This window comes from Paenibacillus faecalis (genome assembly GCF_900289175.1).
In the GTDB taxonomy this organism is placed as follows: domain Bacteria; phylum Bacillota; class Bacilli; order Paenibacillales; family Paenibacillaceae; genus Paenibacillus_AQ; species Paenibacillus_AQ faecalis.
In genome coordinates, this window is sequence record NZ_LT985747.1 from 945,647 (window position 1) to 957,671 (window position 12,025).

13 protein-coding genes are annotated in these 12,025 nt (G+C 45.2%); 3 read left to right on the top strand and 10 right to left on the bottom strand.

Annotated elements, in window-relative coordinates; translation table 11 throughout:
- Window positions 1-24 precede the first annotated feature (24 nt).
- From C8268_RS04650 to C8268_RS04680, 7 genes are all read right to left on the bottom strand, one after another.
- Complete coding sequence (locus tag C8268_RS04650) at window positions 25-1,053, bottom strand: RluA family pseudouridine synthase (protein WP_106766602.1); 1,029 nt, start codon at window positions 1,051-1,053, stop codon at window positions 25-27.
- A 3-nt stretch (window positions 1,054-1,056) separates the two neighbouring features.
- A complete protein-coding gene (locus C8268_RS04655; RefSeq protein WP_106766603.1) occupies window positions 1,057-1,617 on the bottom strand; it encodes a cob(I)yrinic acid a,c-diamide adenosyltransferase in 561 nt (186 codons plus the stop codon).
- Window positions 1,618-1,778: 161 nt separating this feature from the next.
- On the bottom strand, window positions 1,779-2,042 hold the full coding sequence (locus C8268_RS04660; protein WP_106766604.1) for an aspartyl-phosphate phosphatase Spo0E family protein: 264 nt from the start codon (window positions 2,040-2,042) through the stop codon (window positions 1,779-1,781).
- Between the two features lie 120 nt (window positions 2,043-2,162).
- Window positions 2,163-3,368 carry an aminotransferase class I/II-fold pyridoxal phosphate-dependent enzyme gene (locus tag C8268_RS04665; protein WP_106766605.1) on the bottom strand — a complete coding sequence of 402 codons (1,206 nt, stop codon included), beginning with the start codon at window positions 3,366-3,368 and terminating at the stop codon, window positions 2,163-2,165.
- Window positions 3,369-3,381: 13 nt separating this feature from the next.
- Window positions 3,382-3,882 (bottom strand): Lrp/AsnC family transcriptional regulator, encoded by a 501-nt coding sequence (locus C8268_RS04670; RefSeq protein WP_106766606.1) that lies wholly within the window; start codon window positions 3,880-3,882, stop codon window positions 3,382-3,384.
- Window positions 3,883-4,061: 179 nt separating this feature from the next.
- A complete protein-coding gene (locus C8268_RS04675; protein WP_106766607.1) occupies window positions 4,062-4,445 on the bottom strand; it encodes a spore coat protein in 384 nt (127 codons plus the stop codon).
- Between the two features lie 33 nt (window positions 4,446-4,478).
- Window positions 4,479-4,715: a hypothetical protein gene (locus tag C8268_RS04680; RefSeq protein WP_106766608.1), complete on the bottom strand. Its 237-nt coding sequence runs from the start codon at window positions 4,713-4,715 to the stop codon at window positions 4,479-4,481.
- A 151-nt stretch (window positions 4,716-4,866) separates the two neighbouring features.
- Here C8268_RS04680 and C8268_RS04685 point away from each other — a divergent pair, with 151 nt between their 5' ends.
- Window positions 4,867-6,063, top strand: coding sequence for an NAD(P)/FAD-dependent oxidoreductase (locus C8268_RS04685; protein ID WP_106766609.1), 1,197 nt, complete (start codon window positions 4,867-4,869; stop codon window positions 6,061-6,063).
- Window positions 6,064-6,154: 91 nt separating this feature from the next.
- On the opposite strand, the gene C8268_RS04690 is transcribed toward C8268_RS04685, so the two are convergent.
- From C8268_RS04690 to C8268_RS04700, 3 genes are all read right to left on the bottom strand, one after another.
- Window positions 6,155-7,360, bottom strand: a complete 1,206-nt coding sequence (locus C8268_RS04690) for an MFS transporter (RefSeq protein ID WP_106766610.1) — start codon at window positions 7,358-7,360, stop codon at window positions 6,155-6,157.
- Window positions 7,361-7,530: 170 nt separating this feature from the next.
- Window positions 7,531-8,094, bottom strand: a complete 564-nt coding sequence (locus C8268_RS04695; RefSeq protein ID WP_106769835.1) for a hypothetical protein — start codon at window positions 8,092-8,094, stop codon at window positions 7,531-7,533.
- 313 nt (window positions 8,095-8,407) lie between these two features.
- Window positions 8,408-10,783 (bottom strand): endonuclease MutS2, encoded by a 2,376-nt coding sequence (locus C8268_RS04700; RefSeq protein ID WP_106766611.1) that lies wholly within the window; start codon window positions 10,781-10,783, stop codon window positions 8,408-8,410.
- A gap of 162 nt (window positions 10,784-10,945) precedes the next feature.
- Here C8268_RS04700 and C8268_RS04705 point away from each other — a divergent pair, with 162 nt between their 5' ends.
- Together C8268_RS04705 and C8268_RS04710 are read left to right on the top strand one after the other, a co-directional pair.
- Entirely contained in the window at window positions 10,946-11,305 is a 360-nt protein-coding gene (locus C8268_RS04705) for a phage holin family protein (RefSeq protein ID WP_106766612.1), read from the top strand.
- 228 nt (window positions 11,306-11,533) lie between these two features.
- Window positions 11,534-11,923, top strand: a complete 390-nt coding sequence (locus C8268_RS04710) for a cytochrome C oxidase subunit II (RefSeq protein ID WP_337441779.1) — start codon at window positions 11,534-11,536, stop codon at window positions 11,921-11,923.
- Window positions 11,924-12,025 lie beyond the last annotated feature (102 nt).

Genomic DNA, 12,025 nt, shown 5'->3' on the forward strand with positions numbered 1-12,025 from the left:
TGGAACAACTCTCCTTTTAGATGGTTATCGTCTTACTTCATCGTTAGCATCTGATTTCTCATCCAATCGCATGATCAACCGCTTCATATCTTCCGGAATCGGCGCTCGAAAGGTCATCACCTCTTCTGTAATCGGATGGACAAAAGATAGAAGCTCCGCATGAAGCGCCTGACGCTCAATCGCTTCATCCAACGAAACGATCGCTGAAAAAGCAGCTTCATCAGGCAGCGATTCAGCTTGCTCCGGCGTTCCTTCCTCCACCGCTGATGCTGCCGCATAGATTGGGTGCCGGTACATTTTGTCACCGACCAGTGGACACCCAATGCTGCTCATATGCACACGAATTTGATGCGTCCTCCCGGTTTCCAGCTTCAGCCCGATAAGGGAAGCCCCAGCATAAACCTTACGCACTGCATAGCGGGTTAACGAAGGGTAACCATCCGGGGTCACTATGCGGCGATGAGGGTCTTGTGGGTCCCGGTCGATTGGACCGTCAACATCCCCTTGCAGAGGCTCAGGAACACCGTGAACGAGCGCCAAATATGCTTTATCAACAGTGCCTGCAATCATCTGCTCTGATACATGTTGATGGACATAAGGATTCTTGGCGATGGCCAAAACTCCCGAGGTTTCCTGATCGAGACGGTGTATGGCTCTGAAGCGATAATTCCAGCCCTGCTGCTGCCAATAGTAGACAACGCCGTTCGCCAATGTATCGGTATAATGGCCATGGGTCGGATGTACAATCAAGCCGGCTTCTTTATTGACAACAAGCAGATGCTCATCCTCATATAATATATCCAATGGTATAGGCTGGGGCAGAATATCCTCTGACCTCTCCTGTTCCATGCGAATTTCCACCAGATCGCCAGCCTGAACGTTTACACTAATATATACCCTTTTCCCGTTCAGCATAATTCCCTTTTCGGTCAGCTTGAGCCTGGATAGAAGCTTGCGTGAAACTTTCATTCTCTTTTGCAAAATGGTTTTCAGAAGCATGCCATCTTCACTTTCCGGCACGCGGTAAGCGATCGGCGGATAATACAATCCCATATATTATCGGAACACCTTTCCACTTCGTACATATTCCACATCCGGCACACCCGATCGAACATTTGCGTTACGGGCCGCCACAAAGAAATAGTCTGACAAGCGGTTCAGATACATACGCACCTGAGAATTGATTTCCGACGTTCGCCAAAGCGTAACGGTCAACCGTTCTGCACGGCGGCATACGGTCCGGCAAACATGAAGGGCTGAAGATAAACCAGAGCCTCCTGGCAAAATAAACCGTTCAATCGGTGGATTTTCCATCTCTAGCTCATCAATCCATTTCTCCAGCTTGCTTATCATCGCTGCGGTTACTTTGTATTTGTTCTCATCCTGTTTTGCATACGCAAGATCTGACCCGCAGTCAAACAGCTCGTGTTGAATTTCCACCAACTGTTCATAAAGCTCCTTAAATCCAGCTTCTTTCGCTAAAAAGACCGCCTGACCTGTAAAGCTGTTTAATTCATCTATTGTTCCGTAAGCTTCAATACGCGGATCATCTTTAGAAACACGTCCCCCGATAATGGATGTTTTGCCTTTATCTCCGGTTTTCGTATATACTTTCATCCTTTATTCCTCCGTCTTCACAAATATTATGTTATCCTTCAGGAAAAAGCTTTTCGGTATTGGTTATGCTTCACTATAACATAACTTTATGTTCAGATGAATATGGGTCCGTCTAATCGAAAAAGGAGACCTCTTTAGGCCTCCTTCAATACGATCACACACTATATTTTCTTCTTCGGATTGGCTTTCATATATTCATTAATCTTTAAGTCGAGCAAGCTGCTGATCTCGATAACAATCTCCGAAGTAAAAGACTGTTCCTGCAAAAAAATCTGTTCCATTTTCCGTCGGAGCATATGAATCTCTTCTTCCAAGGAAATGTCCTGCGGAGTGGATTTAGCTGACTTCATCGACCATTCACCGTGCTCATGGCCTTCGGCTACAAAGTCGCCACGGTATGGCGACAACTCGTAATCACAATACACTAGCAATCCCTCCTTGGCTTCAGATAATAATGCTCCCAAAATCAAATTATATCATAGATATTTGTAATGAAAAGTAAAATTTTTGTTAATTCAAGGAAGTGAAACCAACTATCTTCTTTTTCAAGTTAATTTCTCTACAAATTTACCGATCCGTTCCAAGGCTTCATTAAGCTGCGAAATCGATGTGGCATAAGAGCAGCGGATAAAACCTTCACCGCCAAGCCCGAACACAGAGCCAGGAACAGCAGCCACCTTGGCTTCTTTCAGCAATCGGTGAGCAAATTCATCTGACGACAAACCGGTCCGTTTAATGCTTGGAAATGCATAAAACGCCCCTTGCGGCTCGTGACAGTCCAGACCGATATCACATAAACCTTTCACAATCAGCCTTCGGCGCTGGTTGTAGGACTCGATCATACGATCCTTTTCTTCCATACCGTATGTAAGGGCTTCAAGCGCCGCCACCTGCCCCATAGCGGGTGCACACATCACCGTGTACTGATGAATTTTTAGCATAGCACTTGTTAATTCCGGGTGAGCACATACATAGCCCATTCTCCAGCCAGTCATCGCAAATGCTTTCGAAAAGCCGCTAACCAGGATGGTACGATCCTTCATACCTGGAATTGACGCGAAGCTGACATGCTTGCCTTCATACGTCAACTCGGCATAAATTTCATCTGAAATGACGATCAGATCATGCTTTTCAACAACCTTGGCAATCGGAAGCCAGTCTTCATAGGTCATTGTAGTACCTGTCGGGTTGCTAGGATAACACAAAATCAATACTTTGGATTTCGGCGTAATTTTCGCTTCAAGCGCCTCCGCCGTCAGCTTAAAATCATTTTCCGCTGTCGTTTCAATGCCAACCGCAATGCCTCCGCCAATCGACGTAATCGGCGAGTACGATATATAACACGGTTCAGGAATAAGAATTTCATCGCCTGGAACAATCAGCGCCCGCAATGCCAAATCAATGGCTTCGCTTCCACCGACCGTAACGATAATTTCATCCTTTGGATCATAAGCGGTATGAAAGCTCTCATAAAGATATTTCGCAATCGCTTCTCTCAGCTCAGGCATGCCAGCGTTTGATGTGTATCCGGTAAAACCCCGTTCCAGCGAATACACACATGCTTCTCGAACATGCCATGGCGTTACAAAATCAGGCTCTCCAACACCAAGGGTAATAATATCCTTGTTTTCGCTTACCAAATCAAAAAACTTGCGGATGCCAGATGGCTGAATATCACGAACCAACGGTGCTAAATAGGAGCTCATCGACTTTCCGCTATTTTTTGGAAGTTGCTCTTCATTTACAATCATACACACTCTTCCTTTACGGCGAGATCAGGAGACGATTGTCTTCTTGACGTTCTTCATAGATAATCCCGTCTTGCTTATATTTTTTCAAAATAAAGTTGGTTTTGGTCGACAATACCGAATCAATAGGAGATAATTTCTCAGATACAAAGTTGGAGACCTCTCTCAAATTGCGGCCTTCCACCTCAACAAGCAGATCATACGCTCCTGACATCAGGTATACAGATATGACTTGAGGGAATAAATAAATGCGCTCGGCAATCCCCTCAAAACCTCTTCCGCGTTCTGGTGTAATCTGCACTTCAATAAGTGCCGTAACCTTGTCTTCCTCTACCTTCTCCCAGTTCACCACAGTCGCATATTTTACGATCACATTGTCTTGTTCCAGTTCCGCAATTGCAGTCTTTACTTCTTCTTCCTCTACGCCGAGCAAAGTAGCCAGAAGGGCCGGAGATCTTCTCGCGTCCTCCTTCAACAGGTCAAGCACTTTCAATTTCAATTCGCTAAGCTCTTCCATATAAAGTCCTCCAGCGCTTTTTTAGAGAAATTCGGCCAAAGCCGGATTCCAGTTACGAGATAATACTAATATTACAATAACTTAGGCATGATGTGCAAAAAAAACCGACTATCGCCATGACTAAACATTCGACAGTCGGATTTTTGTATGCTTTGAAATACGTGGAAAAAGTTACATATTTAATGTGTAGGATGAACGTTGGACGGATGTGCGGACACATTCGGTGTATGTGAAGTAACAGCCAGACCGGACGTTTTTTGACCTGTAAACTGACGGGTTTGCTGAATCGTGTTTTGCATCTGCTGCAGCTGACTGTCTATATCGCTCTTCAAGGCGTGAGGAACAGAGGCGGCATATTGCTTCTGCTGCTCGATCAATTGATACATTTCCCCTTGCATTGTAAGCATTTCAGAAGTCAAATTGCTGAACATACTGCGAACAGTAGGACATGCAGCTTCAGTGGTTGCAGTTGTATACTCACTGACAGTACGTTTCAACTCATTCAAGATCGTATGAAGTGTATCTTCTTCCGGCAGAAAAGAATTCTCATTCTGGGATGGCATATGAACTTCCTCCTTCGTAGTTGGGTCGAAATTTTACTGTGGCTGAGAAGGTGCAATATTTTGATGACTTTGCAGCGTTTGAATCAGTGTATCCATATGCTTTTCATGCTTGTTCATGAAGCCCATCATCGCCTGCTGAACGGCTGGGTTCTGAGCAGATGCTGCCGCTGCAGCACAGTACTTTGCGAGTAAACTTTCATTCGAAATACAATCGACAATATAATCGAGCTCTTTCGATGTCAGTGGCTTTAACTGGTTATTGGATGTCATAAAATATGATCCTCCTTCCATTTTAATGACTCATATGTAGTATGTCTTGTTTGTTTTTTTCTATGTCATGCGTGTAAATATCCAAAGTAAGTTCATACTGAAAACAGTGTACGAATTCAGTATAAAGTCTACATACAAAGGAGGTGTTTTCGTGAAATTAATCGGCGGCTATACGCCATGGAGCGGTCTGGATATTCAAAGCTTTTCCCGGTTGGAGAGCGAACTATCATGTGATGTGCTCGTCATCGGAGGGGGGATAAGTGGTGCGCTCGTCTCGTATGTTCTATCTCATCATGGATCGGAAACGATTCTGCTTGAAAAAGGACATATCGGCAAAGGCAGTACATCCGCCAACACCGGCACCATTCATTTTATGAACGATATGGCCTTGACCGAACTTATTCAAAAATTCGGAGAACATAAAGGAACCGGCTTTTACAGAATGTGCGGTGAAGCGGTTGAGCGCTTGTCCCAAGTGGCTGCCAATCTGTCTGTTGATATAGAGTTCAGACGCCGCAGCAGCCTTTACTATGCCAGCACAGAGGCGGATGCAGGAAAAATACGTAACGAGTATGACAAACTTATTCGCCATGGTTTCCAGGTGGAGTATTGGAATAGGAACACGATCAAGTCACATTTTCCCTTTTCCAAATCAGCTGCTATATATACACGACGTGACGCTGAATTAAACCCATATAAAATGGTGCAAGGATTGATGATGGACGCTACTCGCCAAGGGCTGCGCGCATTTGAGAACAGCCGTGTTCAAAACGTCGAGTACAAAGTTAACGGTGTTACCGCAAAAACAAAATACGGTACGATCCATGCCAAAACCGTAATCTGGACAGTGGGGTATGAAGCCCAGGACTGGAAGCCAGATCCCATCGTTTCACTGGATTGTACCTATGCAGTTATGACCGATCCGATAGTGGATTTATCATCATGGCATGAACGTGCTTTAATTTGGGAAACCAACCGTCCTTATGTTTATATGCGAACAACCAAAGATAACAGGATCATAGCCGGTGGAATGGATGAGCCTCTTCATGAATCCGGATATCCCGAAACGAACCTTTCGGTTCGAAGCGAACAGCTTCTGGAAAAAATACAGACACTCTTTCCCGATCTCGGAACGATTTCTGCAGCTTATTGCTGGTCCGGTGTATTCGCCTCTACAGAAGATGGACTCCCCCTTATTGGGCGGCATCCCCATTATCCTCACAGCTATTTCATTGAAGGATACGGCGGAAACGGAACAATATATAGCATGTTAGCTGCAGATTTGCTTACAAAAGCTGCTGCTGGAGAAGAGCCTGCTGAACTCAGCTGGTTTTCTCTTACCCGTTAAACAGCAATCTGCCCTCTAGACCAGAAAAAACGTCTCTTTGGCAAACGATATAAAGCAATAAAGCCTTCATCTGCAAGATGATGGCTTTATGTCAGGCGGCAGTCTGTTTGCTTTTCATCAGTTTTCGCATGAATACCCAAGCTCCTATAGGTGACATCCCGAGTACCAACAACAACAGCGTAACGGTCAAAGGGTCCTGCCGGAAGGATAACACAGCGATAAAAATAAGGAGACCTGCTATTCTTCCAAGCATCAAACAAATTTCTCTTACAACCACAAGCTCAACTCGCTTCTCAGCATTTTTTCGGCTGGTCCCCATCAGATCAAAACTAACCGCGATAGCAGGTAACATATACAGCGGAATAAATAATGACGTGCCTACTCCAAATATGAGTAAGGTCGTATAGTTCACCCGCCACAAAAGCGGTAAGATGACAAGCAGCATAATAACGGCCCCTGCCAACATGCCGTAACTTCGAAAATCAGGCTTGAACCATTTTCCTGCAGCCCAGTAACTGACCAGCGATACTGCAGATGTAATCAGCATAAACTGACCAAGACGTGCTTCCTGGCTTGTAGCCGAATATACAAGAAGATAGATAAGAAAAGAAAATACCCCCTCTCGCACTCCCTGCATAACAAGTCCGCCCATCGCCAAGCGCCAAATGCCGTCCGTTTCCTTCAATCGATTGATTCCTTCAGTCCAGTTGTATTTACCGCTGACCTTTCTCTTTTTCAAAAAGAAACTGAGCAGTACAGTTAACCCGAAAATCACCATGGACATCGTGAAGATTAACCGGTAGCCTCTCTCCCCGCTTAACAGTGTAATGAGCCAGCCAGAGATCCACGGCCCTAGTATCCCGGTCATTGACCCCAGCAAACCGACCCAGCCGTTAAACCAGTCCCGATTGTCCGCTTCTGTAACCTCGAAATAAACAACGTTAAAAGCAAGCCAGAACAACCCAAGCGAAGTTCCCAAAAGCAGGCCTAGCGGCCAAATATAATGAATAGCATTCTGCCCTGTAGCCAAAATGAACAAATAAAACAAACCAGCCACGGCGATCCCAAGCCTTAACGTATTCATTTTATTGCCTTCCTTCACCCATTTGCCGGCAATCCAAAATGTCAAACCCAGCGCTATCTGCTGAGCTACCGTAAACCAGGCGATCATCATGTAGTCCTGTCTGCTTTTCCATAAATATACGTTCAGAAAAGCTCCTGATAACGCACCGGCCAGTACAAACATACCGTTTACCGCCAACAAGAGAACCGCCTGACGGTCCTTAGGCGCCTTCATAAATCCGCCCCCTCAGCAGTCGACTTGTTCCTCTTAAGTTAAGTTGCCCAACCTCAAAGTGGTTCATAACCCAAAAACCGAAATTGGCAACTTGTTCTTACCGAATGAAATGCCATAAAACAAAAAAGCCGCCCAAGATATCTCGGGCAGCCGCTTTTTTAGAGACTAGACTATTTGTTTTGGGTCAATACTTCGATCAAGCGCAAACGATCATCTTCAGCCAAGCTATGCTGTACTTGAAAGCATCCTGGGCAAATATATACATTCAAGTTAAACGGAGGCTTTAAGATCGGCCCTTTCAAGAACGGAATGAACGCAGGGGCATAACTATCCCCGTTTACACGCTGTGTTCCCGCCAGCATCATATATTCCCGGCAGTGGAAACATTCGGGCGTCTCGTCCTGATGATCGAGCACCTGCTCTACAGACTCCTCATAAGCCATAAGATCATGGGCCTCTCCGTACTTGTCCAAAGCACGTATAGCAGGGGCCGAGCGATCTTCAGTTCCCCAAAACGGTTGATTTAATAGGTCACTGCTTTCAAAATCACCGTAAGACTCATCCAACTCCTCCTGTTGTCCATTCTCCTTTTCATCGTCATCAGCATCAAGGGAGATGCTAAGTGTACGATATCCCTTCAACTCATTTTCACAATGAGGACAATTCTCTTCCGGTCCAATCTCCTCATCCCATACAATCTCAGTGTGGCACCATGGACATACAGTTGGCTCCATAAACTCATTCATCCCTTTCATTATACAAACGATCCAAAATGATCCCTTACATTAATTCCATATCAAATATACAACACCTGACAGAAAAAAGATCAAAGCCGCTGCGAATAACACTCGCGGTAAATATTTCATGATCATGTTCCTCCATATCAAGTTATCGTCGGTTACATAATGCTTGCGCCCGTTACATAAGACAGAGACACGGTTATAACCAAAACAATCAATCCAGCCGCCCGATGATCCTTGCTGATCTCTTTATTTTACCGCACGTAGCCATCGCTGCCGCAGCATTTCCTCCTCGATATCTGTACGACTATTTCAGCTCTACAATCGTAACTCCCGCTCCGCCTTCTCCATAATTTCCAAGACGATAGGATTTAACATGTCTATGCTTTCGCAAATAGTCCTGGATGCCGGTACGTAAAACGCCTGTTCCCTTGCCGTGAATAATCGATACTTGACCCAGGTTACCAAGGAAAGCCTCGTCCATAAATCGGTCGACTTCAATTAACGCTTCCTCTAAGTTGGCCCCGCGCAAATCGAGCTCATTGCGGATATTCTCATCCCGGGTACGTTTTAATGTCGTAACGTGACGCTGGGCTTGGGTTTTTTTGGAGGAAGCTGAGCCAGACACCAGTTCCAAATCATCCATCGACACCTTCATCTTCAAAATGCCCAGCTGAACGAGAGCCTCTTTAGATCCGGCCAGTTCTACAACATGTCCTTTCTGATTCAGACTATATACCATGACCTCATCACCAGGTTCAATCGAACGTCTGTCTTCTTGCTTAGCGCTGCGCCGTGCAGCCGTTTTCCTCTTCTGCTCCGGCTCTGCCTCATCCAAACGTTTACGCGCTGCAATAAGCTTATGCTCTTTAACCGAAGCTCCCTCTTCTTGAGCGAGTTTGCGCAAGTCCGCGATGATTTCTTCGGCTTCTCTTCGGGCTTTGTCCACGATTTGCTTCGCATCGAGACGAGCTTTTTCAACATATTTATCCCGCTGCTCCTCAAGCTTAGCCAGCTCACGTTCATGCCGGCTTCGCAGCTCATCCAGTTCCCTCCGAAGATTCTCTGCTTTGCTTCGCTCAACTTCAGCTGCATGACGGTTTTCTTCCAAAGATGCAATCATATGCTCCACACGTTGATCTTCTTCTGTTACTTCTCCACGTGCAAAATCCAGAATCTTGCCTGGAAGTCCAAGTCTTTCTGCGATCGCAAAAGCGTTGCTTCGACCCGGAACACCAACTAATAAACGATAGGTTGGACTCAATGTATTAATGTCAAACTCCATGCTGGCATTGATGACTCCTTTTCGCTCATAAGCGTAGGCCTTCAATTCAGAATAGTGCGTTGTCGCAATCATGCGGCATTCCATTCTATGGATATGCTCCAGTATCGCTATCGCCAGCGCCGAACCTTCTGCCGGATCGGTCCCTGCGCCGACCTCATCCAGCAGAACCAGGCTTTTCGGAGTCATATGATTCAAGATACGGATAATATTGGTCATATGACTGGAAAAGGTACTCAGGCTTTGCTCAATACTTTGCTCGTCACCGATGTCTGCATAAATCGCATCGAATACACACATCTGGCTTCCATCTTCAGCCGGGATAAACAATCCGGACATCGCCATTAGATTAAGCAATCCAATCGTTTTCAGCGTTACCGTTTTACCGCCTGTGTTCGGACCGGTAACGATGATGGAGGTATAAGAGTTGCCCAATTCCACATCAGTCGGAACAACTTTATCCGTTGGAATGAGTGGATGTCGGGCTTTTTTAAGTTTTAAATACCCACGATCATTCATTCGTGGTAAAGAAGCTTTCATACTATGCGCCAGCCTTGCTTTAGCAAAAATAAAATCAAGCTGGCCGGTAATATCGATGTCGTCACGGATCAGATCGCACTGCTCAGCGACCAAAGCGGTTAACTTCTGCAAGATCACTTCAATCTCGCGCTCTTCTTTCATCCTTGTCTCCCGCAGCTTGTTATTCATCGATACGATCGACTCCGGCTCAATAAATAATGTTGCTCCTGAACCGGACTGATCGTGCACAATTCCTCCGAAATAAGAGCGGTATTCAGCTTTTACCGGAATAACAAAGCGATCACCCCGAATGGTGATCAGCTGATCCTGAAGCATTTTGGACACCGACTGTGACCGGATCATACCGTCGAGTTTCTCACGAATTCGTGCCTCTCCATTTCTCAGATCACGCCGAATTTGAGCAAGCTCTGGACTCGCTGAGTCCATCACTTCAGCACTCTCATCTATACATGCCTTTATAGCATCCTCTAACGGTTTTTGTTCTGAAATCAGCTCACTAAGGTTGAACAAAATATCAACAGACTCATCTTCATGAATATGAGTAATGAATCGCTTCAATCTCCGTGATCCGTTAATCGTGTTAGCTATAGCTAACAATTCGTGCGGATTCAGCGTACCGCCGATTCTGGCCCGCTTTAATGAATCTGTATTATCGGTAATGCCTCCAAACGAAGGGCTTCCCTTCAAGCGGTCAATCGTACAAGCCTGATCGGTCGCTGCCAGCAAATGCTTCACATTCTCCAGTTGGACTGACGGCTTTAACTGTTCCGCTCTCGCTTTCCCCATCGAAGTCTGGGTGTATTGTGACAATGTATTTAATACTTTCTGATATTCCAATGTATGCAAAATCTTGTCATCCAAGAAGTTCACAACTCCTCTCAATCGTTGCTTTTATTATAGCTGAGACATTACATTTTCGCTATTTATAAGGAGTATTTCAATAAAACCTTCCACACATAACTTACAATACATCTGAACAAAATAATTTTGCGCATGAATGCAGCAAATAAGGAGGTACGATCTATGCAGTTTCTCGGGCACGTTGTTCGATTTATCGTTTCCGCGCTCGTCCTCATGCTTGTCGGGTGGATTGTCCCCCAATTCAGCGTTGGCGGATTTGGTAGCGCCCTGCTGCTGGCTCTGATTATTGCTGGTTTGGGTTGGATTATTGAAAGTGTGTTCGGGACACGAGTTACCCCATTCGGACGTGGAATCGTCGGTTTTCTTGTCAGTGCGCTGGTCATTTATATTGCCCAGTTCATTATTCCCGATGTTCGGGTATCGATCCTGGGAGCTCTTCTTGCCGCACTCGTTATTGGAATCATCGACCTGTTTATTCCAATCGCATGGCCTTTCGATGAGACCAAAAGCGAACAAACATAATCCTTCGCTTCATAACAAGAAACGCTTTCGCCGTCCTATTTTAGCGCTGCGTCGTCTCTTAAAGCTCCTGTTCGCCCGAGCAGGAGCATTTCTATATTTAGCGGGGATTAATCCTCATTTCCTTCCTAAGTTCACGAATTTTTCATAATTTTTCCTGCACATAGACACTTCTTATACGCTATCATAGAGAGGGTGATTGACACAAAATTTTTATAGTTAGGAGAGGAAATGATGAAAAAAGTACTTGCATTAATTGCAACATCCATGTTATTCCTCGTTTTAGCAGCCTGCGGCGGAGATAAAGAAGCAGCTCCAGCCAATGGTACCGGCGGAGATACAGATGTCGTGCCCGAAGCAGAGCTTGTCATTAGCGGATCAAACTTTCAATTTGATAAACCCGAATACACACTCAAAAAAGGGGTTCCTGTGAAAATCACTTATAAAAATGAAGAGGGCAACCATGGTGTGATGATCCCCGCCCTGAATCTTCAGCTCGACAGCAACAATGATACCGCTGTAGTAACGCCCGATAAAACAGGAGAATTTGAAATATCCTGTTCGATCATGTGCGGCTCTGGCCATTCAAATATGATCTCTAAACTTATTATCGAAGAGTGAGTCATACTTATCCCGAATTAAGCAAGGATACAAGCACAACAATAACCTCCAGAATCCAAGAAACTTCACTTGTCGTTCTGGAGGTTATTTCATGTTCAAATG